This window comes from Cellulomonas sp. P1_C4, assembly GCF_056406355.1.
Window position 1 is genome coordinate 132,579 of record NZ_JBFUAI010000013.1, and the last position, 13,639, is coordinate 146,217.

12 protein-coding genes are annotated in these 13,639 nt (G+C 71.5%); 4 read left to right on the forward strand and 8 right to left on the reverse strand.

Annotation, left to right across the window (positions count from 1 at the left end; translation table 11 throughout):
- Positions 1–276 precede the first annotated feature (276 nt).
- Positions 277–3,570, forward strand: a complete 3,294-nt coding sequence (locus AC1DYZ_RS12130) for a glycosyl hydrolase (protein ID WP_477065441.1) — start codon at positions 277–279, stop codon at positions 3,568–3,570.
- Here AC1DYZ_RS12130 and AC1DYZ_RS12135 read toward each other — a convergent pair.
- Positions 3,563–4,561: a LacI family DNA-binding transcriptional regulator gene (locus tag AC1DYZ_RS12135; protein WP_477065442.1), complete on the reverse strand. Its 999-nt coding sequence runs from the start codon at positions 4,559–4,561 to the stop codon at positions 3,563–3,565. The genes AC1DYZ_RS12130 and AC1DYZ_RS12135 overlap by 8 nt on opposite strands.
- A 51-nt stretch (positions 4,562–4,612) precedes the next feature.
- Positions 4,613–5,122 (reverse strand): TlpA family protein disulfide reductase, encoded by a 510-nt coding sequence (locus AC1DYZ_RS12140; protein WP_477065443.1) that lies wholly within the window; start codon positions 5,120–5,122, stop codon positions 4,613–4,615.
- On the opposite strand from AC1DYZ_RS12140, the gene AC1DYZ_RS12145 reads away from it, so the two are divergent.
- Positions 5,115–5,870: a dienelactone hydrolase family protein gene (locus tag AC1DYZ_RS12145; protein WP_477065444.1), complete on the forward strand. Its 756-nt coding sequence runs from the start codon at positions 5,115–5,117 to the stop codon at positions 5,868–5,870. The two genes, AC1DYZ_RS12140 and AC1DYZ_RS12145, sit on opposite strands and share 8 nt — an antisense overlap.
- Positions 5,871–5,886: 16 nt before the next feature.
- Positions 5,887–6,330, forward strand: a complete 444-nt coding sequence (locus tag AC1DYZ_RS12150; protein WP_477065445.1) for a hypothetical protein — start codon at positions 5,887–5,889, stop codon at positions 6,328–6,330.
- A 1-nt stretch (position 6,331) separates the two neighbouring features.
- Here the strand turns inward: AC1DYZ_RS12150 and AC1DYZ_RS12155 are convergent, their stop codons facing one another.
- The 6 genes from AC1DYZ_RS12155 to AC1DYZ_RS12180 form a co-directional block, all read right to left on the reverse strand.
- The gene (locus tag AC1DYZ_RS12155; RefSeq protein WP_477065446.1) at positions 6,332–6,820 is read right to left on the reverse strand and encodes a GNAT family N-acetyltransferase; all 489 of its coding nucleotides are present in this window, start codon (positions 6,818–6,820) and stop codon (positions 6,332–6,334) included.
- Between the two features lie 29 nt (positions 6,821–6,849).
- Positions 6,850–8,376, reverse strand: coding sequence for an alpha-N-arabinofuranosidase (locus tag AC1DYZ_RS12160; protein ID WP_477065447.1), 1,527 nt, complete (start codon positions 8,374–8,376; stop codon positions 6,850–6,852).
- Positions 8,377–8,391: 15 nt separating this feature from the next.
- Positions 8,392–9,378: a glycoside hydrolase family protein gene (locus AC1DYZ_RS12165; protein WP_477065448.1), complete on the reverse strand. Its 987-nt coding sequence runs from the start codon at positions 9,376–9,378 to the stop codon at positions 8,392–8,394.
- On the reverse strand, positions 9,375–10,193 hold the full coding sequence (locus AC1DYZ_RS12170) for a carbohydrate ABC transporter permease (RefSeq protein WP_477065449.1): 819 nt from the start codon (positions 10,191–10,193) through the stop codon (positions 9,375–9,377). The genes AC1DYZ_RS12165 and AC1DYZ_RS12170 overlap by 4 nt, the downstream gene beginning before the upstream one ends.
- Entirely contained in the window at positions 10,190–11,143 is a 954-nt protein-coding gene (locus AC1DYZ_RS12175) for a carbohydrate ABC transporter permease (RefSeq protein ID WP_477065450.1), read from the reverse strand. Before AC1DYZ_RS12175 ends, AC1DYZ_RS12170 begins: the two co-directional genes overlap by 4 nt.
- A gap of 61 nt (positions 11,144–11,204) precedes the next feature.
- Positions 11,205–12,440 carry an ABC transporter substrate-binding protein gene (locus AC1DYZ_RS12180; RefSeq protein ID WP_477065451.1) on the reverse strand — a complete coding sequence of 412 codons (1,236 nt, stop codon included), beginning with the start codon at positions 12,438–12,440 and terminating at the stop codon, positions 11,205–11,207.
- Between the two features lie 89 nt (positions 12,441–12,529).
- On the opposite strand from AC1DYZ_RS12180, the gene AC1DYZ_RS12185 reads away from it, so the two are divergent.
- Positions 12,530–13,525, forward strand: a complete 996-nt coding sequence (locus tag AC1DYZ_RS12185; RefSeq protein ID WP_477065505.1) for a LacI family DNA-binding transcriptional regulator — start codon at positions 12,530–12,532, stop codon at positions 13,523–13,525.
- Positions 13,526–13,639: the final 114 nt, after the last annotated feature.

Here is a 13,639-nt window from a genome sequence, read left to right on the forward strand (position 1 = left end):
GGTGCTGAGCCCGGTGACACGAGTCACTGCGTGGGACACCTCAACGTGGAGGGAGTCGGTCCCACCCGGCACACCCGGCCCGAGAGCGCCTGAGCGACGCCCGCGGACCTGCCTGTCCGGAGGTCGGCGGGCTGCGCTTTCGTCGCGCCCGCACGGGCGCGGCAGCGGTCGACGAGCCCGTCGCCGGTCGCAGGTCAGAAGGAGACGACGATGTCTGCTCGAGCAACGACCGTGACCAGTTCAGTGCCCCGGGGGGACCGTCGCAGGATCGTCGCGATGGTCGTGATCGGCGCGATGCTGGCGTATCTCGTGCAGGTGCTCCTCCTCCCGGTCACGCGCGCCGCGGCGGAGTCGGTCGGGCAGGGTAGCTACGCCGAGGGCACKCCGACGGGCGGGGCGGTGCCCACCGAGTGCGACAACACCCCGGTCACCAACCCGCGGGCGCACGTGACGGCGAACTTCCCGGCGGGCGCCATCCCGACCAACGACTGGTGGACGTCGCTGATCTGGCGCAAGTTCAGCTGCGCGTCGGTCTCCGAGAACCTCATGGCGCACCCGCTCGCCTACCACGCCTTCACCGACGGGCTCGGGGTGAGCTACCCGACGACGGCGACGATCACCGGGACGGCCACGGGGGTGGGGGAGTACCACTACCCGTACACCGAGGACTTCCGGCTCGGGATCGCCGGCCTCGACGCGGACGGCAAGGTCGACGCCTACTCCGACTGGACGGTGAGCGAGCTGTGGACCAACGGCGCGAGCAGCCTGCGGACCACGTTCGGTCACGGCCTCCCGTTCGTCTACGCGACGAAGACCGGCGGCAACGCGACCCTCACCGGCACCGCGGCGCCGACCGTGTGGAGCAACGCCGACGCGACGATCGGCTACACGATCAACGGCCACGACTACGCGGCCTTCGCGCCGACGGGCTCGACGTGGACGGTGTCCGGCAGCACGATCAGCTCCTCGCTGGGCGGCAAGAGCTTCTTCTCCGTCGCGGTCCTGCCGACGTCGCCGAGCAGCACCACGGCGGACCGGCTCGCCGCCCTGGCCGCCTACGCGCCGTACGCGCACAACCACGTGACCGGCACCAAGGTCTCGTGGTCGTACGACGAGGCCACCGCGAAGATGACCGCCACGTACGCGTTCACCACGACCGTGCGCCAGGGCTCGGCCACCGGCACGGTCTACGCGCTGTACCCGCACCAGCGCGACCACCTCGCCGGCGCGACGCCGAGCGGCTACTCCTACGTGTCCCCGCGCGGCCCGATGCGCGTGGTGGTCGGCAGCTCGCAGTTCCAGACGGTCACACCGTTCCACGGCGTGCTCCCGCAGGTGGCCACGACGGGCTTCGCGGCGGGCTCGGCCGACGCCACCCAGCTGAACGGGTACGTCGAGCAGGTGGCAACGGGTGACCCGTTCGCGGGCTTCGGCGACGACACCTACTGGACCGGCAAGGCGTTCGGGCGGACCTCGCAGGTCGCCCAGATCGCCAACCTCACCGGCAACACGAGCGCACGCGACCGGCTGCTCGGCGCCATGAAGACGCGCCTGACGGACTGGCTCACGGCATCGCCGGGGGAGACCACACGGTCGTTCTGGTACAACCCGTCGTGGGGCACGCTCATCGGCTATCCCGCCTCGTACGGCTCGGACACCGACCTCAACGACCACCACTTCCACTACGGCTACTTCGTCGTCGGGGCGGCGAACGTCGCCGAGTTCGACCCGGCGTGGGCCGCGGACTCCGCGTACGGCGGCATGGTCAACACCGTCATCAAGGACGCGGCCAACTGGGACCGCACCGACACGCGATTCCCGTTCCTGCGTGACTTCGACATCTTCGCCGGGCACGACTGGGCGGCCGGGCACGGCGCCTTCGCCGCGGGCAACAACCAGGAGTCGTCGTCGGAGGGCATGAACTTCGCCAGCGGGCTCATCCAGTGGGGCCAGGCGACGGGCAACAAGACCGTTCGCGACCTGGGCATCTACCTGTACACGACGCAGGCGTCGGCCATCGAGAACTACTGGTTCGACACCGACGACGAGGCGTTCCCGGCCGCGTTCGGCCACTCGGCGGTCGGCATGGTGTGGGGCGACGGCGGCTCGTACTCGACGTGGTTCAGCGCCGAGCCCGAGATGATCCAGGGCATCAACCTGCTCCCCAGCACCGCGGGGCACCTGTACCTGGGCTACGACCCGGCCTACATCAGCCGCAACCTCGCCGAGCTCGAGCGCAACAACGGGGGTCCCGCAACCGTCTGGAAGGACATCCTCTGGGAGTACCAAGCGCTGGCCGACGCCCCGACGGCGCTCGCCCAGTTCCGCGCCCAGGCGGACAGCTACGCCGTCGAGGAGGGCGAGTCGAAGGCGCACACCTTCTACTGGCTCAAGGCTCTGGCGGGTCTGGGCACGGTCGACCTGTCGGTCACCGCGAACAGCCCGCTGGCCGCGGTCTTCGTCAAGAACGGCACCCGCACATACCAGGCCGCGAACATGAGTGGATCCGCCACCACCGTGACCTTCTCCACCGGCGTCACGCTGAACGTCCCGGCCCGCTCCGTGGCCAGCTCGAACAGCACGGCCCCGGCGGACACGTCGGCGCCGACGGCCCCGACCAACCTCGCCGCGTCCGGCACGACGGCGACCTCCACGAACCTGGCCTGGACGGGCTCGACCGACAACGTCGGGGTCACGGGCTACGAGGTGCTCCGCAACGGCGCCGTCGTCGGCACCGCGTCGGGGACCGCCTACGCGGTGACCGGCCTGCCGGCCTCGACCACCTCCTCGTTCACCATCCGCGCGCTGGACGCAGCCGGGAACAGGTCCGCGAGCAGCGGCGCGGTGTCGGTGACCACGTCGGCCGGCGGAGGCGACACGACCGCGCCGTCGGTGCCCACCGGGCTCACCGCTTCGGGTACGACGGCCTCCGCGACGACCCTGGCATGGTCGGCCTCCACCGACGCCGTCGGTGTGACGGGCTACGACGTCCTGCGCAACGGCACCGTCGTGGGTTCCACGGCGGGCCGGACGTACACGGTCACGGGCCTGGCGGCCTCGACCGCCTACACGTTCACCGTGCGGGCCCACGACGCGGCGGGCAACCAGTCCGCCGCGAGCAGCGCCGTCACGGTGACCACGACGGCCGGCGCGTCGACGGGCGTCGACGCCACCTCCCGCATCCAGGCCGAGGCGTACTCCGCGATGTCCGGCGTGGCCACCGAGACGACGCAGGACGTCGACGGCGGCCAGGACATCGGCTGGATCACCAACGGCGACCACGTCCGCTTCGACAACGTGAACTTCGGGACGACGCCGCGGTCGACGTTCACCGCGCGGGTCGCCTCCGGCGCGGCGGGCGGGATCAGCGGCCTGGTCAACGTCCGGCTCGACAGCCTGACCGGTCCGTCCATCGGCAGCTTCGCCCTCAGCAGCACGGGCGGGTGGCAGGCGTGGCGGACGGTCCCGGGCAACATCGTGCCGACCACGGGCACGCACACGGTGTACCTGACGTTCGACTCCGGCCAGCCGGCGGACTACGTCAACATCAACTGGTTCACGTTCAGCTAGGCGTCGTGGCCGTCGAGTCCCGGGCGATGACGTGGAAGACGTCGCCCGGGTGGGCGGGTGGCTCGAGCTCGTCGAGGGCCGCGACGACGGCGGCGGCCAGGTAGCTCGCCTGCGCGTCGAGCGCCTGCCACACGGTGCTCAGCGCGGGGGCGGCCAGGCGCGCCGCCGGGATGTCGTCGACGCCGATGACCGCCACGTCGTCCGGGACGCGCAGGCCCTCGGCGCGCAGCCCGGACAGGACGGCCAGCGCCACCTCGTCGTTGTAGGCCGCGACCGCGGTCACGGGTGACCCGCCCGCCCGCCACGACCGCACCGCGGCGGCGGCGGACGCGGTGTCGAGCTCCACCTCGTGGACCCTGGGCGCCGAGAGCCCTCGCCGCTCGCACTCGAGCGCGACCCCCGCGAGCCGGCGGTCGGCGAACGCCGTGAGACGGGTGTCGCTCGGCGACGCGTAGGCGAGGACCCGGTGGCCCCGGTCGGCCAGGTGCTCGACCTGGAGCCGCCCGATCTCCGTCTGCGGGGCGGAGAACGTCCCCGGGTGCGAGTCCACGTCGAGCGCGCTGCCCACCACCTTGATGCCGGCGAGTCGCATCGCGCGCTCGTCCGCCTCGGCGAACGGGCCGAGCCCGAGCACGGCGCGGGGGGTGACCGCGTGCCAGAGCTCCGAGAGCGGTCGAGGGCCCCGGGCGTGGTGTACGAGGACGGCCAGCCCGCGGTCGGCCAGCTCGGACGTCAGGTGGTCCAGGAGGGTGTCGATGACCGGGCCGATGGTCCAGTTGGGCAGGACGCACAGGACGAGGTCGCTCTTGCCCGAGCGCAGCGCCCGCGCGGCGGCGGACGGGGTGTAGCCCAGCCGCTCGGCGGCGTCCCGGACGCGCTGGCGCGTGGCTTCGGGGATCGTGACGCCGTCCTTGCCGTTGAGGACGTAGCTGACGGTGGTGCGCGAGACGCCGCTCTCTCGGGCCACGTCGGCACTCGTCAACCGCGGCACGGTTCGCTCCCTCGCCAGTCGCCACCGGATCCCGACACCATAGCCGGGAGGTCAGTCGGTGGTGCCGCTCCCGACGGGCTCGGTGAGGTCCCTGAGCGCGGCCTGCGCGTGCTCGGCCGTGAGCGGCCCGGACGCCCGGGAGCGCACGTGCCCGGCCGAGTCGAGCAGCAGCACGGTCGGGGTGCGGAAGACGGAGAACCGTCGGACCAGGTCGAGGTGGTCCTCAGAATCGAGGTCGACGTGCACGACGCCGGGCTCGTCCGCGGCGAGCGCGCCCAGCACGCGCCTGACCTGCGGGCACGTCGCGCAGGTCTGGGCGGAGAACTGGACCAGGGTCGCGCGGGACCCCAGCTCGACCCCCAGGTCGGTGCCCGCGAGTGTCGAGCCGTCCTGCGCGTCCGCCTCGGGTCGGACTCGCACGGGTCGGAAGCGTTGCGTGCGGCGTCGGACGAGCAGCCAGGCGACGGTCGTGACGGCAAGCAGGATCGCCACGAGCGCGGCGCGTCCGCCCAGGCCGGAGCCGGCATCGGACGCCGCGGCAAGCACGGTGGTGATGCGCACCGTCGCCTCGCTCTCTGTCGGACAGTCGCCCCCACAGAACACCGGCGCCGATGCCGCGTCAAGAATCGGCCGCGCCCACCGGAAGGGGAGCGGTCCGGGGGTCGTCTTGATCCACGAGCTGCCCGGCCTCACGCCGGAGTGCATCCGGTTCGGGGCGGAGATCGTCGCGCGGGGCCACACCGTCGTGATGCCGGTGCTCTTCGGCACGGCGGGCGCCCCCAAGACACCACGCGCGATCGCGGCGTCGCTGGCCGGCGTGTGCGTGAGCAGGGAGTTCCACGCGTTCGCGCTCGGCCGGACCAGTCCCGTCGCCGGATGGCTCCGGTCGCTCGCCCGCGAGCTGCACGACGAGCTCGGCGGTCCCGGCGTGGGCGCGGTCGGCATGTGCTTCACGGGCGGGTTCGCGCTCGCCATGCTCGCCGACGCGCCCATCGCCGCGCCCGTGCTGGCTCAGCCGTCGACCCCGTTCCCCGTCGGTCGCCGTCGGTCCGCCGACCTTGGTCTTGGTCCCGACGACGTCGCCGCGGTGCGGGCCAAGGTCGACGCGGGCTGCCAGGTGCTGGGCGTCCGCTACCTCGGCGACCCCGCCGTCGGCACGCGGTTCGAGACGCTGAGCCGGGCGCTGGGCGACAACTTCCTCACCGTCGACCTCCCCGGCTCACGGCACGCCACCCTCACCCAGCACCGGGACGAGACGGCGGTCGCCCGGGTGCTCGACTTCTTCGACGAGAAGCTGGGCACCGGCTGACCCGTAGGCTCCGGCCATGAGCACCCTTCACGAGGTCGGCGAGCGCGACGGCTGGCGATGCTGGCTGTGCGACGAGCCGGTCGACCCCGACGCGTCGGTCAACGCCGACCGCGGCCCGAGCATCGACGGCGGGGCGACGCCGAAGGGCAAGAAGCCGACCCCGGGCTCCGAGCGCCTGGCGCACCGGGCCTGCAACACCCGCAAGGGCGCGGTCAAGCCCGTCGTGGCCTGGTCGCCGGACCTGTTCGTCGTGGAGCCGGCGCCCATCGTGGCGACCGTCGAACGGCTGACCCGCAAGGGAGGGCGCGAAGTGGTGGCCCGCTGCCCCACGCGATCCGACGCCGACGAGGCCGCGACCTGGCTGGTCGACCGGCTCTCGCGGTTCGCGCCGGACCTCAAGGTCACGGCCAGCGCCGAGCCGGGTGGCGGCCAGTTCCTCCTGGTGCTGCGAACGATCTGAGTCAGCGCTCCGGCAGGGCGAGCCGGTAGAACACGCTGTGCGGGTCGAGCACGTAGTCCGCGAACGGCGTGCACTCGACGAACCCCGCGCGCTCGTAGAGGCGGCGGGCCGGCGCGAAGTAGTCCTCGGTCCCCGTCTCCAGGTGGACCGTCAGGATGCCGCGATCCGTCGCGGCAGCCAGGACGTGCGTCAGCACCGCCGTCGCGACACCGCGCCCCCGCGCCGCGGTCGTCGTGCGCATGGACTTGAGCTCGCCGTCCGACCCGCTCAGCTGCTTGAGGGCCGCGCAGCCGAGCAGGGCGCCGGCGCTGTCGCGCGCCGTCCAGAACGTGATGCCCGGCGCCGCGAGCGCCGACGGGTCGAGCGCGTGCACCGACTCGGCGGGCGAGGTCGCGAACATGTCCGCGAGGTGCTCACCCAGGAGCTCCAGCACGTCCGGCGCCCGCGGGTCGTCGGTGGCGATCGTGAAGGCGGTCGTCGTCGGAGGCACGGCACATGGTCCCACCGTCTCGATCGACGTCAGCCCAGCGTGAGGTCGACGGTGGCGAAGGCGGCCGGCGGGAGGTCGAGCTCGATCGTCGTGCCGGTCAGGCGCAATGCTTCGAACGGCCGCGGCGCGACGGCATCGGGGTCGTCCGCGGTGTTGTGATCCCGCACCGACGCCGCGGTGAGCACGGTTCCCCGGGGGGCGGACACAGCCCTGCCGCGAAGGTCGATGCGGACGGTCGCGCCGGCGGCGGGGTCCAGGTTGGTCACCGACAGGAGCACGCGGCCGTCCTTGGTGGACGCCGATGCCGAGACGGTCGGGACCTCGGCGTCGTCCACCTGGTGCGACCGCCCGGTGACCACCCGCACGGGCAACGACTCGGCGTCGTGGTGCCCCTTGCTCATCGCGAAGACGTGGAACGTCGGGGTGCGCACGAGCTGGTCGCCGTCGGTGAGGACCATCGCCTGCAGCACGTTGACGGTCTGGGCGATGTTCGCCAGGCGCAGCCGGTCGGCGTGGTCGTGGAACGCGTCGAGGTGCACGGACGCGACGAGCGCGTCGCGCAGCGCGTTCTGCTGGAACAGGAACCCGGGGTTGGTGCCCGGCTCGACGTCCCACCATGTGCCCCACTCGTCGAGCGCAAGGCCGACCTGCTTGGTGGGGTCGTAAGCGTCCATCACGGCGGCATGCCCGGCGATCAGCTCGCGCACGTGCTGGGCGCGGCGGATCGTCGTCCAGTACTCGTCGTCGGTGAAGGCGGTGGCGGAGCCCTTCTGCGACCAGGTGCCGGACATCGTGTAGTAGTGGAACGAGACCGCCTGGAACAGCGGTCGCGGCGCGCGGTCGCCCAGGCCCGTCGTGAGCTCCTTCATCAGGGTCTCGGTCCAGGCGTAGTCGCCGTCGGCGGCACCCGCGGCCACCCGGTACAGCCGGTTGTCGCCGTGGTCGCGGGCGTAGGTGGCGTATTGCCGGGCGAGCGACGCGAACTGCGGGGCCCGCAGGTTGCCACCGCAGCCCCACGGCTCGTTGCCGATGCCCCAGAACCGCACGCCCCACGGCTCGTCGCGCCCGTTATCGCGCCGCAGCCGTGCCATCGGGGAGTCGCCGGAGCGGGTGAGGTACTCGACCCACTCGCTCATCTCCTGCACCGAGCCCGACCCGACGTTCGATGACACGTACGGCTCGGCACCGAGCAGCTCGCACAGCGCCATGAACTCGTGGGTGCCGAAGTGGTTGTTCTCCTCGACGTCGCCCCAGTGGGTGTTCACCATGCGCGGCCGTTGCTCGCGGGGTCCGACGCCGTCGCGCCAGTGGTACTCGTCGGCGAAGCAGCCCCCGGGCCAGCGGAGGTTGGGCACGGAGAGCTCGCGCAGCGCGTCCACCACGTCGGCACGGATCCCGCCTACGTGCGGGACGTCGGCGTCCTCGCCCACCCAGAAGCCCTCGTAGATGCAGCGGCCGAGGTGCTCGGCGAACTGCCCGTACAGGTGGCGGCTGATGGTCGGGCCGGGGACGTCGAGGTCGATGGCCGCGACCAGCGCGGGCGTCGTGTCGTGCATCGGGTGAGGCTCCTGTCAGGGGTGGGCGAGGGCGGAGATGCGTCGCAGGTCGAGGTCCGGGTCGGCGTCGCGGTCGCAGACGAGGTGGTCGTCGACGACGACGGCGGCGGCGACCTGCACGTCGGTGCGGTGGGCGAGCGGGATCCCGTCGTCGTCGAGCTCGTCGGTCGTGCTCACGTTCTCGGGCCCAGGCTCGACGCGGTGTGTGAAGTAGAAGATCCACGCGACCTCGTCGCCGGCGCGCGTGCGCCCGACCACGACGTCGGCGTGCCGACCCGTGCCCGCGTCCCATGGCCGGGCGCCGGGGGAGTCGAGCACGAGCCCATCGCGCTCCCACGACTCGAGGTCGGACGACCGGTAGACGCCCAGCCCGCGCCACTCGTCCACCAGCAGCCACCACCACCCGCCCAGGCGAAAGACGTTGGCCCCCTCTCCCGGCGGCTCGGTGATGACCGGCCGCGGCTCGGTCCACGTGACCAGGTCGGGGGAGTCCACGCTCCACTGCTGGGAGCCGGCCACCTCGTCCTTGTACCAGAGGCGGAAACCGCCGGTCGGCAGCGGGACGATGCACGCGTCGATGACCCGGTCGGAGGACAGCGGCAGAGTGCCGCGGTACGTCCACGTGGTGAGGTCGGGCGACGTGTGGTGCGTGATGCTGCGCGTCGCGTCCCAAGAGGCCGGGGTGCCGGGCACGTGCGAGAGGAACATGTGGTACTCGGCGCCGATGCGGACGATCTCCGGCGCCCACAGGGTGTTGGGTCCGGGCAGGTGGTCGAGGCCGTCGACGACGCCCGCGTACGTCCAGGTCAGGCCGCCGTCGTCGGACGACGCGACGCCGATCTCGGTGCCGTGCACCCAGCCGACGCCGCCGGAGCGGTCGGCCGCCCGGCGCTGCGTGTACAGCAGCCGCCAGGTGCCGTCGGGGGCCTCGACGACGACCGGGTCGGTCGGCGCGTGGTGCACGGGGTCGGTGAACAGCGGGGCGGGGACCGCGCGGCTCATCCCTTGAGGCTTCCGGCGAGCAGGCCCGAGACGATGTGCCGCTGCGTGACGACGAAGAACACGACCATGGGCAGGAGCGCGATGACGCTCAGGGTCATGAACGACGGCCAGTCGGTCCGGAACTCCCCGACCGCCGTGTAGACCTGCAGGACGATCGTCCGCTTCTCCGGGGAGGAGATGAACACGTTCGGCAGGATGAAGTCGTTCCACACCCACATCGTCTGGAACACGCCGACCGTCACCAGGATCGGCCGGATGAGCGGCAGGACGATGCGCCAGAAGATCTGCACGGCCCCGGCGCCGTCGAGCATCGCCGCCTCGATCACCTCGAACGGCAGCGTCCGCATGTACCCCTGGATGAGGAAGAAGCAGAACACCGCGCCGGCCGCGTACATGATGACCAGCCCGTTGAGGGTGTCCACCTGGTTGATGCCGACGAGGATCCGGTACAGCGGGATGAGCGTCGACTGCGCGGGCACGACGAACGCGAGGACCAGGACGATCCCGAGGATCCGGTTGAACCGCGAGGCCCGCATGATCATGCCGTAGGCGGCCATCGCGCCCACGAGCAGCTGGATCAGGACGCCCACGACGGTGACGTAGAGCGTGTTGGCGAAGCTCTGCACGAGAGGGACGTCGCGGAACACGTCGACGTAGTTCTGCAGCGTGAACTGCGACGGCAGCGCGATCGGGGACGCGACCATCTCGGCCTGCGTCTTGAACGTGTTGACGACGATGTAGTACAGCGGCAGGGCGACCAGGCAGGCGATCGCGATCATGACGACGCTCAGCGTCGCCCGCTTCAGGCGGATCACAGCACGTTCCTCTCCACGCGGCGGGACAGCACCAGCTGCCCGATCGACAGGGCGGCCACCGCGAGCGTGAACAGAGCGGCGAGCGCGGAGGCCAGGCCGTAGCGGCCCTGGCCGACACCGGACGTGATGATCGACTGCGTGATCGTGTACGTCGCGAACCCTGGGCCGCCGTTGGTCAGGGTGTACGGCAGGTCGAACACCTTGAGGCCGCCCGTCATGAGCAGGAACTGGCTGACCACGATGCCGGGGGTGAGCAGCGGAAGCGTGATGTGCCGGAACTGCGCGATGGCGCCCGCGCCGTCGATGGTCGCGACCTCGTACAGCTCGGCCGGGATCGACTGCAGGTAGGCCAGGTACAGCACTGCGTGCCAGCCTGCTGCGCCCCAGACGCCGACGAGGATGACCGACAGCCGCGCCAGGCTGGCGTCGGACAGCCACGGCACGGGCCCGAGGCCGAACAGGTTGTTCAGGACGGTGTTCAGGGCTCCCGACGCGATCGGCGACAGGATGTAGGCCCAGACCAGGCCGAGGACGGCCATGCTCGGGATCGCGGGGAAGAACAGGGCCGAGCGGACGAAGTTGCGCCCGACGAACGCCTTGTTGAGCAGGACCGCCAGCGGGATCGCGATCGCGGTGACCAGCAGGGTGGTGCCGACGGCGAACAGCAGCGTGAAGCCGAGCCCGGCGAGCATCGACGGGTCGCGCAGGATCACGCGGTAGTTCTCCAGCCCGACGAAGTTCACGTCCGCGGAGTACCCGGTGAAGTCCGTGAAGCTCCAGTAGACGGTCTGCCCCAGCGGGATGACGAACAGCACGACGAAGACGAGCACGATCGGCACGAGGAACAGCTGGCTGGCGCGGGGTCCGCCCCAGCCGGAGGGCCTCGGGCGGCCGCGGCGTCCGGCGGGGCGGGACAGCGCGGTGGTGGTGGGTGCGGTGGCGACGACCACGAGCAGCTCCTTCCGGGGGAAGGCCGGTGGTGCGCGTGCCCGCGCACCMCCGGCCGGGTCGTCAGGAGCTGGCGAGCTTCTGGTCGAGCGCCGCGGCGGCCTGCTGCGGCGTCACCGTGCCCTGGACCATCTGCTGGATCTGGGCGACCGCCTCGACGTTGAGCACGTCCTCCGAGCGGGTCCAGGCGATCATCGGCAGGTACACGTTGCCGGCGCGCACGTCCTCGACGATCGCGTCGAGCGACGGGTCGACGGTGGGCTGGAAGTCCGACGTGACGGTGATGTCGGCCGACAACGACTGGAACTTCTCGACGCCCTCGGCGCTCACCAGCCACTCCAGGAACGTCTTGGCCTGCTCGATCTTGTCGGACTGGGCGTTGATGGCGTAGCCCGGGCTCGCGGCACCGGCGAGGTAGGGATCACCGTCGGGCGCGGCAGGGATCGGGGCGATCGCGAACTTCATGTCGGGCGCCGCCTCCTTCAGCGGCGTGACGTTCCACGGCCCGGAGGTGATCATGGCGACGCGTCCGTTGGCGAACTCGTCGAACACCTGGTCGCCGGTCAGGCCGACGGTGTTCGGGTCGCCCAGCCCCGACTCGTAGAGCCGGTTGAACTGCGTGAGCGGCTCGGTCCACTCCTTCTCGAAGGACGACGTGCCGTCGAAGATGGCGGCGTCCATGCCGAAGCCCTCCGCGGCGTTGTGGGCGCCCACGAACGACGAGACGATCGTCGGCATCTGCGACAGGTCCTCGAGGTACGGCGTGATGCCCGCGTCCTTGAGCTTCTGGCACAGGGCCAGGAACTCGTCCCACGTCGCCGGCACGCCGTCGGCGCCGACCTCGGCCAGCAGCGCCTCGTTGTACATGATCCCCGCGCCCCACGTGGAGGTGGAGGCTCCGTAGACCGCGTCGCCCGAGCCGTAGGTGTTCTGGTTGAACTCGGGAATGGTCGACATCCAGGGCTCGCCGGACAGGTCGACGACGTGCTTGCCCTCGATGAGGTTGGTCTTGTTCTCCGCGGCGATGAGGAAGACGTCCGGCGCCGTGTTCGACAGCACGCGCGTCTGCAGCGCCTGGATGTACTCGGCGACGGGCGGGGCGTAGGACACCTTGACCTTGATGTCGGGGTGCGCCTTCTCGAACTCCGCCACCACCGGTGCCATCACCTCCTCGCCGCTCCAGGACAGGAAGGTCAGGGTGTCGTCGTCGCTGGACGAGCCGCCGCTGCACGCGGTGATGGCAAGGGCGAGGGTCGCGGCGGCCGTCAGGGCCGTGGCGATCCGGGAGCGTCGCTTCATCGGGAGGTCTCCTCGGTCAGATGGGTGAGTTGGGCGTTGCCTGGCGCACCGCGGGGGCCGCGGGGCACCAAGATGGGGGGGTGGTCACCATGGACGACGTCGCCAAGGCAGCAGGCGTGTCCAAGATCACCGTGTCGAACGTCGTGAACGGCAGGAACCGAGTGGGTGCACCGACTCGCCTGCGGGTGCTCCAGGCGATCGACGAGCTGGGCTACGAGGTCAACCTGGCGGCGCGCTACCTGCGGGTGGGCCGCACGGGCGCCATCGGGCTGCTGGTGCCGGAGCTCGAGCGGCCCTACTTCAGCCAGCTGGCCCGGCGCCTGGCCGACCGGGTGGAGCGCCACGGCATGCACCTCGCGGTGGAGCGCACCGGAGCGTTGCGCGAGCGCCAGCTCAGCTCGGTGGCCAAGGAGCGTGTCCAGCTCTACGACGGCGTGGTGCTCAGCGTGACCGGCTTGACGCCCGACGACCTGCGGCGCATCGAGCTGGGCCGCCCCGCGCTGCTCATCGGCGAGCGCGACGTGCCGGGGACGTTCGACCACGTGGTCATGGACAACGTCGGCGGTGCCGAGCTGGCCACCGGGCACCTTCTCGCGACCGGCTCCCGCGTCGTCGCCATGGTCGGCGGCTCGCTGGACCACGCCGAGCACGACATGGTGAGTCTGCGGACGCAGGGATGGATCCGGGCGCACGAGGCGGCCGGCCTGGTCGCCGACCCCACGCTCGTCGTGACGCCGGAGGAGCTGGACATGGGCGCTGCCCATGACGTGGTCCACCGGCTGCTGTCCGAGCGGCCCGACGTGGACGGCATCGTGGCCATCACCGACGTCGTGGCCTTCGGTGTGCTCCGCGCCCTGGCGGACCTCGGTCGGTCCGTCCCCGACGACGTGCAGGTCGTGGGATTCGACAACGTCGACGAGGGGGAGTACTCCGTGCCCCGGCTCTCGTCTGTCGAGCCCGACAACGACGCGATGGCCGACGCGATCGTCGACCTGCTGCTGCGCCGGATCGGTGCGACGGAGCCTCCGGAGCCGCAGGTGGTCATGCCGACTCCGCGTCTCGTGCTGCGCGAGAGCACGCGCTGAGCTCGGTCGTCGCGTCATCACGCACCTCCTCGGGGTTCTCCGTCGAACCGGTGGTGTATCGATACACCAACTCGCTGGCAACGATTAAGCACCGGGGCGGTCCGTCCGGTCAAG